Below are 12658 nucleotides of genomic sequence, written 5' to 3'. Positions count from 1 at the left end.
TTCACGCAGCCTTCAGACCCACATCCGGCAGGCGCGGCCGGCTCTTCAGCGCCTTGGCCATCATGGCCTCGACCTCGGCCTTCTCCTGCGGCAGCAGCGCGAGGCGCGGCGGGCGGGTCAGCGCGGTGCCGCGGCCCATGATGTGCTCGCACAGCTTGATGCACTGGACGAGGTCGGGGCGCGCATCGAGATGCAGCAGCGGCATGAACCATTCGTAGATCGGCATAGCCTCAGCGAGGCGGCCGGCCTTGGCCAAACGGAACAGCGTCTCGCCTTCGCGCGGGAAGGCGTTCGACATGCCGGAGACCCAGCCCACGGCGCCCATGGCGATGCTCTCGACGATGACGTCGTCGAGGCCTGCGAACAGCACGAAGCGGTCACCCACCATGTTCCTGGTGTCGATGAAGCGCCGCGTGTCTCCGGACGAATCCTTGAAGCAGACCACGGTCTCGACGTCGGCGAGCGTGGCGAGAATGTCCGGGGTGACGTCGTTCTTGTAGATCGGCGGATTGTTGTAGAGCATCACGGGCAGGTCGGTCGCGGAGGCGACGGCGCGGAAATGCGCCGCGGTCTCGTGCGGCTTGGACGAATAGACCAGGGCCGGCATCACCATCACGCCGTCGATGCCGACGCGCGCGGCTTCCTTCGCCGTCTCGACCGCAAACGCCGTGGTAAATTCGGCGATGCCGCACAATACGGGCACGCGGCCGGCGGCGACCGACTTCGCCGTCTCCATGATCGCGACCTTCTCCTTGCGCTCCAGCGAGGTGTTCTCGCCGACCGAGCCGCAGACGATCAGGCCCGAGACGCCGTCGCGGATCAACCCATCCATCACTTTCGCGGTTGCATCGATGTCGAGCGAGAGATCGTCGTGGAATTGGGTGGTGACGGCCGGGAAGACGCCTTCCCAGGAAACGCGGCGGCTCATTGATTTGACTCCAGGTAAGATTGCCGGCGGGGGGCTGGATCCGCCGGGCGCGGTGAAGAGGATGGCGGGTGCGATCAGAGCGTCGCGCCGACCTTGCGCAGCTCGGCGAGAACCGGTGCCTTGGGCAGCCAGATCTTGTCGAATTCGGCGATGACGGCCTCGGTGTCGCCCGCCGGGACCTGGCGGATTGGGATCGGCGCGTTCTTGAAATTCTCGATCAGCGCGGGCTCGTTGCCGGCGAGTTCGTCGATCTGCGCATCCAGAGTCGCCTTGACAGTCTTGGCGATCAGCTCGCGGTCGGCAGCGGGGAGCGACTGCCAGACCCGGCCGGAAACGACGGCCGCCATCGGCATGAAGACGGCATTCATCTGCAGGATCACCTTGGAGACCTTGTCGAAGCGTTGGTTCCAGGAGAATTCGAGATCGGCCTCGAGGCCGTCGACCTGGCCGTTGGCCATCGCGTCGAACACCTGCGGCGTCGGGATCGGTGTCGGCGCTGCGCCGAGGGACGAATAGAAATCACGATAGACCGGCGTCGGGTTGATGCGCAGCTTCATGCCCTTGATGTCGGCGAGCGTCGTCAAATCCTTCGACGAGAACACCGCGCGCATGCCGGTGATGCCCCAGCCGAGGCCGATGGTGCCGGTCTCCTGCGGCAGCACCTCGAACAGCTTCACTGCCGCCGGATGCCGCACGAATTTCGCCACCGCCGGCGTCGAGCGCACGATGTAGGGCGCGTTGATCGCGGCGATGTGCGGCACGCGCGAGCCGAGCTCGGCGGCCTGGATGAAGCCCATGTCGAGCGCGCCGGATTGCAATTGCTGCATCATCGCGGGCTCGTTGCCGAGCTGGCCGGAGTGGAACACGGTCAGTGTCAGGCGGCCGTTGGTTGCGGCCTTGAGATCGTCACCGAATTTTAGCGCGGCCTTGTTCCAGGAATGGCCGTTCGGAGTGATCAGGCCGAGGCGGAATTCCTTGGCCTGGGCGAGCGCCAGCGACGGTGCGAACACCGATGCGGCGGCACTGGTGGCGAGAAAGCGGCGGCGTGTAAGCGGCATGGTCGGGCTTCCTTTTGAACGGGCCTATTTGATGAGGATCAGCGAGAGCGACGGATAGAGCGAGAGCAGCACCAGCAGGACGCAGGAGATGACGAAGAAGGGCAGCGTCACCATGAACATCTTGCCGGGCTTGGCGCCGGTGACGGCGGCCGCGACGAAAAAGCAGAGCCCGACCGGCGGCGACAGCAGGCCGAGCACGAGATTGATCACCACCACGACGCCGAAATGCCGGGGATCGATGTGATAGACCTCGGTCGCAACAGGCAGCAGGATTGGCACCGTCATGATCAGGCCGGGAATGCCGTCGATGACAGTGCCGATCACAAGCAGGATGACGTTGCAGATCAGCATGAAGCTGACCGGGTCTTTGGCGGCCGTCTGGATCCAGGCAGCCGTCTCCTGCGGCACCTTGCCGAAGATCAGGACCCAGGAGAACACCGCGGCGGCCGCGACCAGGAACAGCACGATCGCCGAATAGATCGCGCTGCGCAGCATCATCTGCGGCAGCTGCGAGAACTCGAACTCCCTGGTCCAGTATTTTCCGACGAGTGCGGCGGCCACAGCGCCGACCGCGGCGGATTCCGTCGCATTGGCGAGACCGCTCAGAATCGTGCCGACGATGACGACCGGGATCAGCAGCGTCGGCGACGTCCGCAGGATCGTCATGACGCGCTGGCGCGGCGTCTGATAATCCGCGCGCGGATAATTGTAGACATAGCCCATCAGGGCAATGACGAGGCAGAACATCACGGTGAGGATGACGCCCGGCACGATGCCTGCGATCAGCATGTCGCTGACCGAGACCTGCGCGAGCACGCTGTAGACCACGAACATCACCGAGGGCGGGATGATGGGGCCGAGCATGCCGCCATAAGCGGTCAGCCCCGCCGCAAACGTCTTGTCGTAACCCTTCTTCTCCATCTCCGGCACCATGATCTGGGCCATGATCGCGACCTGCGCGGTCGCCGATCCCAGGATCGAGGAGATGAACATATTGGCGAGGATGTTGACGTAGGCGAGCCCGCCTTTGAGCGAGCCGACGAAGGCCATCGCCATGTCGACGATGCGCCGTGTGATGCCGCCGCCATTCATGATCTCGCCGATCAGGATGAAGAGGGGAATCGCGATCAGGCCGTAGCTGTCGACGCCGCCGAACAGCTGCAGCGGATAGGACTGGAACAGCACGGGATTGCCGGATGCCGCAATGTAGACGAGGCCGGCGAGGCACAGGCAGAGGCCGATCGGCACGCCGACCAGCATGAAAACCATAAAGGCCGCCGACGTGATCATCAGTTGACCCCGTCGAGCTCGGAGAGCTGGAAGCCCTTTGGCGGCATGCGCGGCACCAGCCCGAGATCTTCCAGCAAATTGGCGAGGCCGTGAACGGTCATCGACACCGCGAAGATCGGCAGCGTCAGGTAGAGCACCCAGGTCGGCCAGTTCAGCGTCTGGGTGTGCTCGGTGTAGAGGAAGTTGAAGGTTTCGGCCGCGAGCTTGCGCCCGTCGAAGCCGGCGCGGGCAAGGCCGATCGGATCCATCCAGAGCACGCAGGTGACGATCAGGGCGGCGCCGAACACCACGACGAGGCCAGTCGAGATCACCTTTGCGATCTTCTGGTGTCGCGCCGAAAGACGCTCCGTCAGCATGGTGACCGCGAAGTCGAGCCGCAGCCGCGTCATCGCGGAGGCGCCGATGAAGGTCAGCCAGACCACGCAATAAACAGCGGATTCATCGATCCAGTAGATCGGAAAGCGCGCGTAGCGGGTGACGACGTTCACCAGGATCAGGCCGGTCAGCACGTACATCAGGCCCATCAGCGCCAGGCGCTCCACGGCGAGCAGGGCGCTGGAGGCGCGAATGACCATCCGTCGAACGCTGAACGCGCGGCTGGCCGGGATCGTCTGCTCGATCATGAAAGAGGCCCCACACCCCGAAAATTGTCGTGCTATCGACAAATGTATAATTTATACAATTTGGGTGTCAAACGGAGATTGCGGTCATTTCTGCGGCAGGCCGCGCTTTTGCTGGGCACGCTGCTTTGTGGGACGCCCGGCTTTTGCTGGAGCGCCCGACATGCAAGAGAGAGACCGCTTCGGCCGGACGAGTCGGGAAGGACAACAGAAGGTCAGATGAAACAGCCTCTGAAGCATCGCACCCTGTCGGCCGCGATCGTCGACCAGCTCAGGCAGGCGATCCTCGACGGTACTTATCGGGCCGGATCACAGTTGCGGCAGGATGCGCTTGGCGAGGCCTATGGCGTCAGCCGCATTCCTGTCCGCGAGGCGCTATTCCAGCTCGAGGCTGAAGGCCTGGTGCGGATCGTGCCGCAGAAGGGCGCCATCGTCTCGGAGCTGTCGCTGGACGAGATCAACGACGTGTTCGATCTGCGCTGCATCCTGGAGCCGCGGCTGCTGGCGCAGTCGGCGCCGCGTTTCAGCGCTGACGATTTCGACGGGCTCGACGACATCCACAAGCGCTTCGAGAAGGCGATCAAGGCGAAGAACGTCAGTGAATGGGGACAGCTCAACGCCGACTTCCACATGGCGCTTTACGTTCACGCTCCGCAGCCGCGCACGCGGGCGATCGTGCTGTCGCTGCTCCAGACCAGCGACCGCTACACTCGGCTGCAGCTCTCCAACACCAAAGCGATGGGGACGGCCGAAAAGGAGCACGCCCATATGATCGCGCTCTGCCGCGCACAGAAGGTCGAGGAAGCCTGCCGCTTCCTGGAGCGGCACATCGAAGCCGTGCGCAAGGATCTATTGCAGGTGGTGGCCGGCAGCGTGGTCGCGCCGAAGGTGCGACGGAAAGAGCAGTCGTAGGGTAGGCAAAGGCGCGTAGCGCCGTGCCCACCATCTCTCCGTGACCGCAATCGCGAATGGTGGGCACGCTTCGCTTTGCCCACCCTACGGCCGCCGTGATTGCCGTTACCTGCTCCCGTCCGGCCCCATCACCAGATCCGGCAGCCCGGTCGAAATCGCCGGAAAGAAGCACAGCAGCAGCACTGCCAGCATCATCAGCAGCACGAACGGCAGCGTGCCCCAGATTACCTCGCGCAGGGGAATGTCCGGTGCGACGTTGCGGATGACGAAGATGTTGAGGCCGACCGGCGGGTGGATCAGCCCCATCTCCATCACGATGGTCATCACCACGCCGAACCAGATGATATCGAAATTCGCGGCACGCAGCGGTGGCAGAATGATCGGCGCCGTCATCAGGATGATCGAGACCGGCGGCAGGAAGAAGCCGAGCACGACGACCATGACGAGGATCGCGAACAGCAGCTCCCAGCGCGGCAGGTGCATCGCGACGATGGATTCGGCGACCGATTGCGAGATGTGCAGATAGCTCATCACGTAGGAATAAAGCAGCGACATGCCGATGATCATCATCAGCATGGTCGATTCCCGGATCGTCGACTTCATGATGGGCGCAAGGTCGCTCGGCCGCCACACGCTGTAGATCGCAGCGATGAGCGCCAGCGCCAGCAGGCCGCCGAGGCCGGCGGTCTCTGACGGCGTGGCGTAGCCGCCATAGAGCGCGATCATGACGCCGGTGAGCAGCAGCACGAATGGAATCACCCGCGGCAGCACGCTGAAGCGTTCGGCGAGCGTGTATTCGTCGCGGGCGAGGATCGCCGCTTCCGGGCCGCCGTTCTTGTAGATCGCTTCTGCGGCGGCGTATTCCTGACGGAAGCGGATCACGGCGTAGGCGCCGAACAGCGAGACCAGCAGCAGGCCCGGTCCGATGCCGGCGAGGAAGAGCCGTCCGAGCGATTTTTCGGCGGCGACCGCGAACAGGATCATGGTGATCGAAGGCGGCAGCAGGATGCCGAGCGTGCCGCCGGCAGCGATGATGCCTGCGGCAAAGCCGCCGGAATAGCCGCGCTTGCGCATCTCGGGGATGCCGGCCGAACCGATCGCCGAGCAAGTCGCAGGCGAGGAGCCCGCCATCGCCGCGAACAGCGCGCAGGCGAAAACGTTGGCGACGCCGAGCCCGCCGGGCACGCGATGCAGCCAGGCATGCAGGGCCGAATAGAGATCCTGGCCGGCGCGCGACTTGCCGATCGCGGCGCCCTTCAGGATGAAGAGCGGGATCGACAACAGCGTGATCGAGGCCATTTCCTCGTAGACGTTTTGCGTCACCGTATCGAGGGACGCCGCCGGCATGTAGATGCCCATGAACACGACCGCGACCGCGCCGAGCGCGAACGCAATGGGCATGCCCGAGAACATCACGAGCAGCGTCGCAACGCCGTAGGCAACGCCGATACCGAACACGCTCATGAACGCTTGGCTCCGGTAAACGGCAGCGCAAGCTGCACGAGGATCTGGATGCAGAGCAGGCTCATGCCGAACGCCATCAGCGAATAGGGAATGGCGAGCGGCGGCGACCACATCGAGTTGGAGACCTGGCCGTCGACATAGGCCTCATGGGCCAGCGTCCAGGACTTCCAGGTGAAGAAGGCGCAGAACAGGAACGTGAAGGCGTCGACCAGCCAGAGCCTGATCCGGTTCGCGAGCGGCGAGAGCAGGCCGACAAAGGCCTCGATGCCGATATGGCCGCGGTTCTGCTGCACATAGGCGGCCGTCATGAAGGTCGCGCCGACCAGCAGGAACACGGCGGCCTCGTCCTGCCAGTAATTGGCGGCCTTGAACAAGGCGCGGCTGAGCACGCTGTAGCTCAGGATGGCGCAGGCCGCGACCAGTGCGATCGCGGCGAACACGACGATGATGCTGTTGAGGATGGCAAGACCGCGATCGATCGCCGCCGCAAGGCCGGTCCCTGCGGCAGCGATGGTTTGATCGTCACGATCCGGAAGCGGACCATGGCTCATGCGGCGACGTCGATGGCGAGCTTGAGCAGGTTCGCCGAGGTCGCGGTCTTGGCGCTGTAGTCCTTCCAGGCGGTGTCGCGGGCGATGTCACGCCACTTGCCGACGGTCGCGGCGTCGAGCACCGAGACCTTGGCGCCGGCCTTCTCGTAGACCTTGGCGACCTCGACGTCGTCGTCCTGCGCGCCCTTGCGGCCGAATGCCTCGAGCTCGGTGCCGACCGCGAGCAGGATGTCCTGCTGGTTCTTCGGCAGCTTGTCGAAGATCGCCTTCGACATCATCAGCGGCTCGAGCATGAACCAGTAGGAGGCACCCGCGCCCGAGGTCAGGGACTTTGCGACCTCTTCCAGACGGAACGAGATCAGGCTGGTCGAGGAGGTGATGCCGGCATCGCAGGCGCCGGTCTGCATCGCCGCGTAGATTTCGTTCGAGGGCACCGACAGCACCGAGGCGCCGGCGGTCTGCAGCACCATGTCCATCTCGCGCGAGCCGCCGCGTACCTTCAGGCCCTTGGCATCTTCCGGCGCGACGATCGGCTTGGAGCGGCTGGCGACGCCGCCGGCCTGCCACACCCAGGAGAGCAGGATGATGCCCTTGTCGGCGAGGAAGTCGGTCAGCGCCTTGCCGACCGGCTCCTTCTTCCAGCGCAGGCCCTGGTCGTAGGTGGTCACGAGGCCGGGCATCAGGCCGATATTGGTCTCCGGCAGCTCGCCGCCGGCGTAGGGCATCGGATAGAGGCTGATGTCGAGCGCGCCCTTGCGCATCGCGGAGAACTGCGCGTTGGTCTTGATCAGCGAAGAGTTCGGATAGATCTCGGCGGCGATGTCGCCGTTGCTGCGCTTAGCGACTTCAGCAGCGAACATACGGCAAAGCCGGTCCCGGAAATCACCCTTGTCGATGGTGCCGCCCGGGAACTGGTGCGAGATCTTCAGCGTGGTCGCGGCCTGCGCGGTGCCGGTGCCGAAGCGGAGAATGGCGGGTGCGGCGACCGCGGTCGCGAGCAGATGGCGGCGCGTGAGCATGGTGTGATCCCTCTGAGCGTTTCTTCGAACGGTTCTTGTTGGCGTGATTTGGGCGGGTCATCTGACCGGCACGTAGGCCCATCCTAGCCGGTCTTTCACCCGATATTCTCTCATCTGATAGTTCGAGACCGAATGCCGCGGCAAGGGGGTGGTGACCGTGCTGCGCTGCACACATCCGCTTTCCACCGCAGGCCCCGGCCTGCCTAGAACGGCGGATCGCAGCAGGCTCGTCAAAAATTTATCTCGCGGCGAGGTAACAATGCGGGGCGTCCATCCGTCGAGATTGAATAGCGGCGTCCGTCGCTGACAAACACCATCTCGAAGGAAAGATGATCCATGACCATTCGCACCCGTATCGTGCTCGGCGTCTCCGCTGCCGCTCTCTCGCTCGGCCTCGCGCTCGCGCCGGCCGCCTTTGCTCAGGACAAGATGGGCAAGGATGACGGCATGATGAAAAAGGACACGATGTCCAAGGACGGCATGATGAAGAAGGACACCATGTCCAAGGACGACGGCATGAAGAAGGATCACATGTCGAAGGACGGGATGAAGAAGGACGACGGGATGATGAAGAAGAACTGATCTTCGACTGTCGTCCGCAGCAGACGGACGTGCGTCGAAAACCCAGGGGCGGTCACGTCGACCGCCCCGGAATAGTCAGTTCAACTTCAGTTGAACGCGACCGGGAATGCTACTTGCGCTTGGCCTTGCGGGCGGCGTAGCGGGCGTCGCGCTTGGCCTTCTGCTCGGCCTCGATTTCAGCCTGCTTGGCGATCGCTTCCTCCGCCTCGCGGGCGATCCGGGCCGCCTCTGCCGCTGCGGCCTCTTCCGCGATACGCTTCTGCTCGGCCTTTTCGGCCTCGCGCGCTGCCTTTGTCTCGGCGCGCTTGGCCGCGAGGGCCTCGCGCTCGGCGCGTCGTGCCGCGACCGCCGGATCGTCGTGACCGGGCTGCGACTTGAATTTGTTCAAAAGATTTTTGCGTGCTTCCTGCGCCGCCTTTTGTCGGTCGGAGAAGCCTGGTTCCCTGAATCCACTCATCGAACGAACCTTGTCTTCCTCACTTTCAGCCCTACATCACTGCGTGTTGGTACGTCGGCTGGGCATAGCGGGCGCCACGCGACGCAGAAGCGTGTACATCGGCGCGCGTCGCGAAGCCACCCATAATCGCAGCCGATCAGGTAGACGAAAAATCGCCGCCCCGACGATCTCGTAGCTTGGAAAAACTGCCGAATTGTGATGTCCCTCATAAGGGAGCACGCGGGCGACGCCTAGCGTCCGCCCCGATACGAGACGGAGCACGGGCATGACGTTCTTCCGCTTCCACCAAAAGGCGCTCGCAATCGCCTTGGCCCTGATAGCCGTTGCCGGCGCGGCGCTGCTGCTCGCTCGTCCGCAGCCCATCGAGAGTGCCGTCCTGGGTGCCGACTGGGAATGCACCCAGACCGCGTTCGTGCTCACGACCTGTGCACCGCGGCTCCAACAGGCGATCCCGGCGGTCGAAACCTCGCGCAAGGATGCGATCCGGGCGACCCGAGGCTGAACCCGACGAACTGGGCTGATCGGGATGTGACGGGACGTCGCAGAGGTGGTAAGCCGGCACGCCCGCGCGGTAGGTAGCCATGTCCACGTCCAAGCTTGAGTCCAAGCCCGAACGGGGCGAAAAGCCGAAATCCCAACCCGGTGATAACCGCCGTGGCGCGATCGCCGGCTTGATCATCGCGATCCTGATCCTCGGTGTCGGCTGGTGGCTCGCGCGGGACCTCACCGCGGCCAGCAAGATGCAGGACTGCCTGATGTCCGGGCGGAGCAATTGCAACGTGATCGAGCCGGCCCGCTAGAAGCGGTCCAGCACGGCCCGTCGAGCCGAAAAAATGCCGTGATCTTAACCATTTGTAACGCGACATAGCTGACCAAAGCAGGTCAGCTATGTCAGCCGGCATCAAGCCGAGCGCGATCCGAATCGTCTATCGCGCCAGGCACCACGGCATTCGAGAGAGTAGGGGTCAAGCACGCATGAGTGCGTCCAGCCGCATGAAGATCATCATTTCCCTGGTTTCGGCCACGTCGTTGCTCGCGCTTTCGGCACAGGCCCAGGACGCCGGGCCGTCGTCGAGGGACGCAAGGCTACCAAGGGACGCCGGCCAGCCTCCGGCCCGCCCGGGCGCAGGGGCACCGCCTCCGGACGGTCAGAACATGCGCAGGGGCCCGGCGCCGCAGCAGGCGGCCCGACCCGCGCCGCAGCCCGGTGGCCAGCCTCATGCTGGTCCCGGTCCGCATGGCGCCGGCGGTCCGCCGCCAGGACGCCATGTCGCCCGTGGTCCCGCTCCGACGCGCGACTGGGGCGGACAGGCCTATCGTGGCAATCGCTCCTGGGACGGTGGGCGCTGGCGCCACGAAGTCCACAACGGCCGCTCCGGCTGGTGGTGGGACGTTGGCGGCGTCTGGTATTATTATCCGCAGCGGATGGCCGGTCCGCCCGCCTACATCTCCGAGGAGTATTACGACGACGTGCCGGTGGCCTATGCCCCGCCGCCGCCTCCGGTCGCCTATGCACCGCCACCTCCGCCGCCGCCGGCTGATCCCGGCGCGAGCGCGCTTGGCGGCGCCATCGTCGGCGGCGTGCTGGGCGGACTGATCTCGGGTAACGCCACAGGGGCTGCCGCGGGCGCGGTTCTCGGCGGCGCGACCGGAGCCATCGCCGGTGCCACCGCCGCCTCTCAGCCCGGCTACTACTGGGCGCAGGGCAATTGCTACTACCGCTATCCGGACGGGCAGTACGTGGCGACCGATCCGCGGGCGTGCCGCTAAGGCAGAGGTCGCATCCTGACCTGAAAGAGGCGGGCGAAAGCCCGCCTCTTTTGTTCTGGTGCCGTCAACCGATTGTCTCGATGCGTATGTCGGCGCGACATTCGGCGGCGCACAACAATTGCCTCAAAATAGCACTGGCTCCCGGTGCCGCTTCACGCGATTCTCAAAAGAAAAAACGTTGGGAAAACGATTCGCGGGGACGTGGGACATGCTGGATGCAATCCAGATCAGCCTGGCGCTTTGGGCCATGATCGTTTGCGGCGGGATCAAGCTGGGGCAGGTGGTGCACTGCCTGTTCTAAAGCGCGATGAGATTTGGATGAATCGTCATCGCTCTTTCGGTTGTTGTTTGCGCATGCTCTTTCCGGAAAACCGCTTCGCACGTTTCCGGATCATGCTTTAGCGCACGATCGCTGCCGCGAGCCTTGCTCGCCAGCGCGACGGATCGGCCTGCGTCACACGAGCCAGTTGAAGAACGCAATCGCGCCCCAGACCAGGCCGGCGATCCAGGCCAGCATCACGATGCCGATGGTCCCGAGATAGGCGATGCCGAGCAGGTCGGTCCTTTGTCGTTGCGTCGGGACGTTGGCCGGAGCTGCTGCTTCTTGTGTCATGACGGGAAATACCATCGATGCCTTCGCGGGCTGCTGGAGCGTCGAGATATGGTCTAACCGAGATGCAGGTCGCTGACTGTGACACAATTCACAGATCGCCTGGATGAAAGCCCAGCCAAATGGCTTCGCAATCGGCGCATGCATGCAGTGAAGCAGTCGTGCCGGCCGTTTGCCTCAGTCCGGCAGACGCGACGTTACCCCGCAATCATACGGACGAAATTGCCATGGGCTTGTCCAGATGGCCGGCTAGAGTCGGTCTCATGTGTACCAAGTACGACCCACAGCACGAAGCGGAGGCCGCGATGAAGCGGGCCGCGGCATCGGAAGGCGCCGATCGGCAACGGCTGATCCAGTTGGCGCTGGCCTGGCACGAGCTGGCCCGCGAGCGGCGCGACGAGCGGGCGGACTGAAGGCAAACGCAGGGGAATTTCGCGTCAGACGATGACGGGCCGAGCCCGGCCGATAGGTTGATCTGCATGAGAAAGCCCCGTGCTCGGGGGACAAGCACGGGGCTCTTCAAAGCCGACCGGGGCTGGCAGGTCGGCACCACCTGATTTCAAGCCATCCAACGTCCAGGTCGTGATCTCGTTCCACGCCGCTGCTCATTTTGTTGTGCTCTGCTTGATACGCCTGGCGTTGCGCGGGGCAACGCCTCGCTCACGCTCAGGAACCTCCGTTCCCCGCGGACGTTGGCCGTCCATGACCGACCCTGAGTTACGCGCACAGTCCTTCGACATTGCCTGGAAATATCTCGACCGATCCGGCCTGCTCACAGGCGAACACGAGGACTCCGCTCGCTTCATCTTGAACCGGATCGATCGGTTGATGCTGCGAGGAGAGCGCCGCAGGCTGTTGTTGTCGAACGCTGCGATCGACGCGTACCTGCTGCGGCCGACGCTCGTGCCCATGGCTACGTGATCGATGGCTACGTGATCGATCCGACGAAACGCGATGTTAAGAAAAGCGCAGCGCCGATTTTGCGATTACGATTCGTGCTTTTGGAACGAAGCGGAGTCGGATCGTGAACAAACAAAAAGCCCCCCGAAGGGGCTCAATGTTCAGGCGGCTTCCGTCTTCGGCACGGCGTCGGCATTCATTGAGAGCTTGACGACATCGCCTTCGACGGCACCCACATATTTCGTGTCGATGTAGTGATGATGGTCCTTGTGACCTTCCGGGCTGTCCTTCCGCGTCAGCTTGATGCGATTGCCCTCGACGCGGTCGACCGTGCCGACATGTGCGCCGTCCTTGCCGATGATCTTCATGTGCTCTCTGATCTCAGACATGTTGTCCTCCTTGCACCGTCTCAACGGCCAGGATGGACGTTCGTTGCAGCGGGCGCGCGTTGGACCCAAGGCGATTTCCGTACGTTGTCATCCGATCGGATCTGCCCA

The 12658-nt window shown here is 63.9% G+C and carries 16 protein-coding genes; 6 read left to right on the top strand and 10 right to left on the bottom strand.

Going from position 1 to position 12658, the window contains the following annotated elements:
• Position 1: 1 nt before the first annotated feature.
• The 4 genes from GGD61_RS13655 to GGD61_RS13640 all read right to left on the bottom strand — a co-directional run bounded on the left by GGD61_RS13655 (position 2) and on the right by GGD61_RS13640 (position 3899).
• Positions 2 to 928, bottom strand: coding sequence for a dihydrodipicolinate synthase family protein (locus GGD61_RS13655; protein ID WP_028144741.1), 927 nt, complete (start codon positions 926 to 928; stop codon positions 2 to 4).
• A gap of 74 nt (positions 929 to 1002) precedes the next feature.
• Positions 1003 to 1986: a TRAP transporter substrate-binding protein gene (locus GGD61_RS13650; RefSeq protein ID WP_092258382.1), complete on the bottom strand. Its 984-nt coding sequence runs from the start codon at positions 1984 to 1986 to the stop codon at positions 1003 to 1005.
• A gap of 24 nt (positions 1987 to 2010) precedes the next feature.
• Positions 2011 to 3276: a TRAP transporter large permease gene (locus GGD61_RS13645; RefSeq protein WP_028144739.1), complete on the bottom strand. Its 1266-nt coding sequence runs from the start codon at positions 3274 to 3276 to the stop codon at positions 2011 to 2013.
• Entirely contained in the window at positions 3276 to 3899 is a 624-nt protein-coding gene (locus GGD61_RS13640) for a TRAP transporter small permease (protein ID WP_177237187.1), read from the bottom strand. The genes GGD61_RS13645 and GGD61_RS13640 overlap by 1 nt, the downstream gene beginning before the upstream one ends.
• 216 nt (positions 3900 to 4115) lie before the next feature.
• Between GGD61_RS13640 and GGD61_RS13635 the strand changes: the two genes are divergently transcribed.
• Positions 4116 to 4808 carry a GntR family transcriptional regulator gene (locus GGD61_RS13635; RefSeq protein WP_092258379.1) on the top strand — a complete coding sequence of 231 codons (693 nt, stop codon included), beginning with the start codon at positions 4116 to 4118 and terminating at the stop codon, positions 4806 to 4808.
• A 105-nt stretch (positions 4809 to 4913) separates the two neighbouring features.
• On the opposite strand, the gene GGD61_RS13630 is transcribed toward GGD61_RS13635, so the two are convergent.
• The 3 genes from GGD61_RS13630 to dctP are packed head-to-tail and all read right to left on the bottom strand — an operon-like array spanning position 4914 to position 7842.
• Positions 4914 to 6272, bottom strand: coding sequence for a TRAP transporter large permease (locus GGD61_RS13630; protein ID WP_018323135.1), 1359 nt, complete (start codon positions 6270 to 6272; stop codon positions 4914 to 4916).
• Positions 6269 to 6823, bottom strand: a complete 555-nt coding sequence (locus GGD61_RS13625; protein WP_092258376.1) for a TRAP transporter small permease — start codon at positions 6821 to 6823, stop codon at positions 6269 to 6271. Before GGD61_RS13625 ends, GGD61_RS13630 begins: the two co-directional genes overlap by 4 nt.
• A complete protein-coding gene (gene dctP, locus GGD61_RS13620; protein WP_018323137.1) occupies positions 6820 to 7842 on the bottom strand; it encodes a TRAP transporter substrate-binding protein DctP in 1023 nt (340 codons plus the stop codon). Before dctP ends, GGD61_RS13625 begins: the two co-directional genes overlap by 4 nt.
• A gap of 336 nt (positions 7843 to 8178) precedes the next feature.
• Between dctP and GGD61_RS13615 the strand changes: the two genes are divergently transcribed.
• Entirely contained in the window at positions 8179 to 8424 is a 246-nt protein-coding gene (locus tag GGD61_RS13615) for a pentapeptide MXKDX repeat protein (RefSeq protein ID WP_018323138.1), read from the top strand.
• A 109-nt stretch (positions 8425 to 8533) separates the two neighbouring features.
• Here GGD61_RS13615 and GGD61_RS13610 read toward each other — a convergent pair whose 3' ends face one another.
• Complete coding sequence (locus GGD61_RS13610) at positions 8534 to 8881, bottom strand: DUF6481 family protein (protein ID WP_018323139.1); 348 nt, start codon at positions 8879 to 8881, stop codon at positions 8534 to 8536.
• Between the two features lie 265 nt (positions 8882 to 9146).
• On the opposite strand from GGD61_RS13610, the gene GGD61_RS13605 reads away from it, so the two are divergent.
• The 3 genes from GGD61_RS13605 to GGD61_RS13595 all read left to right on the top strand — a co-directional run bounded on the left by GGD61_RS13605 (position 9147) and on the right by GGD61_RS13595 (position 10651).
• Entirely contained in the window at positions 9147 to 9383 is a 237-nt protein-coding gene (locus tag GGD61_RS13605; protein WP_026202882.1) for a hypothetical protein, read from the top strand.
• A 79-nt stretch (positions 9384 to 9462) separates the two neighbouring features.
• A complete protein-coding gene (locus GGD61_RS13600) occupies positions 9463 to 9681 on the top strand; it encodes a hypothetical protein (protein ID WP_092258373.1) in 219 nt (72 codons plus the stop codon).
• A gap of 175 nt (positions 9682 to 9856) precedes the next feature.
• Positions 9857 to 10651: a hypothetical protein gene (locus GGD61_RS13595; protein WP_092258370.1), complete on the top strand. Its 795-nt coding sequence runs from the start codon at positions 9857 to 9859 to the stop codon at positions 10649 to 10651.
• Between the two features lie 454 nt (positions 10652 to 11105).
• Here the strand turns inward: GGD61_RS13595 and GGD61_RS13590 are convergent, their stop codons facing one another.
• Positions 11106 to 11264 carry a hypothetical protein gene (locus tag GGD61_RS13590; RefSeq protein ID WP_018323143.1) on the bottom strand — a complete coding sequence of 53 codons (159 nt, stop codon included), beginning with the start codon at positions 11262 to 11264 and terminating at the stop codon, positions 11106 to 11108.
• Positions 11265 to 11963: 699 nt separating this feature from the next.
• Between GGD61_RS13590 and GGD61_RS13585 the strand changes: the two genes are divergently transcribed.
• Positions 11964 to 12182, top strand: a complete 219-nt coding sequence (locus GGD61_RS13585; protein WP_018323145.1) for a hypothetical protein — start codon at positions 11964 to 11966, stop codon at positions 12180 to 12182.
• A gap of 140 nt (positions 12183 to 12322) precedes the next feature.
• Here GGD61_RS13585 and GGD61_RS13580 read toward each other — a convergent pair whose 3' ends face one another.
• Entirely contained in the window at positions 12323 to 12550 is a 228-nt protein-coding gene (locus GGD61_RS13580) for a DUF2171 domain-containing protein (protein ID WP_018323146.1), read from the bottom strand.
• Positions 12551 to 12658: the final 108 nt, after the last annotated feature.

The sequence above is a fragment of the Bradyrhizobium sp. SBR1B genome (assembly GCF_014198205.1).
Lineage (GTDB): Bacteria > Pseudomonadota > Alphaproteobacteria > Rhizobiales > Xanthobacteraceae > Bradyrhizobium.
Note: the sequence above shows the minus strand (reverse complement) of the source record. Positions and strands in the feature narration are given on the sequence as shown.